Source organism: Erwinia papayae, assembly GCF_058241465.1.
In genome coordinates, this window is the sequence record NZ_JBZCHT010000014.1 from 1 (window position 1) to 1,522 (window position 1,522).

At 45.6% G+C, this 1,522-nt stretch carries 3 protein-coding genes; all 3 read left to right on the forward strand.

What is annotated here, in order from left to right; all coding sequences use genetic code 11:
• Positions 1 to 130: 130 nt before the first annotated feature.
• The 3 genes from AC3RPL_RS26140 to AC3RPL_RS26150 all read left to right on the forward strand — a co-directional run bounded on the left by AC3RPL_RS26140 (position 131) and on the right by AC3RPL_RS26150 (position 1,487).
• Positions 131 to 442, forward strand: coding sequence for a hypothetical protein (locus AC3RPL_RS26140; protein ID WP_490740772.1), 312 nt, complete (start codon positions 131 to 133; stop codon positions 440 to 442).
• A complete protein-coding gene (locus AC3RPL_RS26145; protein WP_490740773.1) occupies positions 439 to 1,116 on the forward strand; it encodes a hypothetical protein in 678 nt (225 codons plus the stop codon). The genes AC3RPL_RS26140 and AC3RPL_RS26145 overlap by 4 nt, the downstream gene beginning before the upstream one ends.
• 89 nt (positions 1,117 to 1,205) lie before the next feature.
• Positions 1,206 to 1,487: a TonB family protein gene (locus AC3RPL_RS26150; RefSeq protein WP_490740774.1), complete on the forward strand. Its 282-nt coding sequence runs from the start codon at positions 1,206 to 1,208 to the stop codon at positions 1,485 to 1,487.
• The last annotated feature ends 35 nt before the right edge of the window (positions 1,488 to 1,522 follow it).

The window sequence follows — 1,522 nt, forward strand, 5'->3', positions numbered from 1 at the left end:
GCTGGGACAAGGCGGGCAACTTTGAAAATAACGGCTCTGACAGCACCGGGCGAATGACAATGACCAACACGACAATAAGTGTTTACGATGCAAACGGCGTATTGCGTGTGCGAATGGGGAAACTCAGCTGATGGCATTTGGATTTGGTACTTGGGACTCAGGCGGTAATTATAATAATACCGGATTGCTGGTGGTTAATATTCTTGGCTACTATCGCATTGATGAAAACACCCTGAATGCAAATTACGGTTTTACCGTTCCGGCTGGGTATACCCTTCATTTTCTGGTTATGCCTGACAGTTCCACGGACGGAACTGGCGATAACCGGAGACGGATTTATGTCTCAGGTAGCAATGTTATTGTCGAGCCTGCGGCTAATAATGTCTCCGGTACTGATCGGTTTCCACTCAACGCGATGTATATATTGGGGTATGCAGCATGAGTTTTGGTGCGATGTTGACGCGGGAGGATGGAACGCCGTTTTATATTCAGGACACGATACCGATAGCGCTGGTCCGCAAACAAACATTCTCAGTCGATGCAACGGTGAATTCAGGCAACGGTCAGAGAATATCTCTTGATGCGTCAACCGGAACACCTTACCTGTACTTTGTCAGGTTCGACCAGTCTGATGGCTGGGCCTATCAGCAGGCCGTATCAGGAACACATGGTCTGGTAGTCGGGGCATTCAGTAGCGGAACGGTGAGCGGGACCATCTATGTTTTTGGCGCAGTAGTGCAAACTGTGCCCTCATGGGGTATTCAGATAAATGACAGTACCGGTAAATGCATTCTGACCAATGAAACGCGGGTGCTTAGGGGGATCAATATCGTCAACCCGACTGGCAGTGCAGGTACGGCAGATTACCTGAATGAGACTGTGGCGGGTAAGAAAGCCATTATTCCGGCGCGGTGCGGTGCCGTTGTTTACTCTCAAACAATCGGCGGCAATATGGTCACTCAAATCATTACGCGCTCTACCGGCTGTTACTATGATGGCACCAACACCATCATTAAATCCAATCAGATGGGGCGAAGTTCTGCTTCCATAGCTGTAAGCTCGACAAAAGGCAGCGGTTATGCCCCACCTTACATAGACTGTAATTTGTACGATTAAATAAAAAGATCGTTATGATCGAATTATTGAATAAAGATATTTTTATATCTGGCCGATAATAGAACTAATTACATTAAATGGTGGTTGTAATGAAAACTATTATCATTTCAGCTTTTATCTGCATAATGTTTGTGACGGGTTTTTCTCATGCTGCCTCATATCCTCAAAAAGCCTGGGGCTTGAATAAGTCTGGAGCAGTTACTGTACGCTATGACGTTAATAAATACGGCAGGGCAGAGAACTTTAAAATTATAAAGTCTGAGCCTGAAGGCTTTTTCGAAAGAAGCGCTATTGAGGCTGTTAAAGAAATGCATTTCGAAATTAACAGACCTGAAATAAACAGAGAGACGACCGTCGAATTTAAACGGTGAAATACTGAGAACTTATTGCAACCCGGCCACCGTGC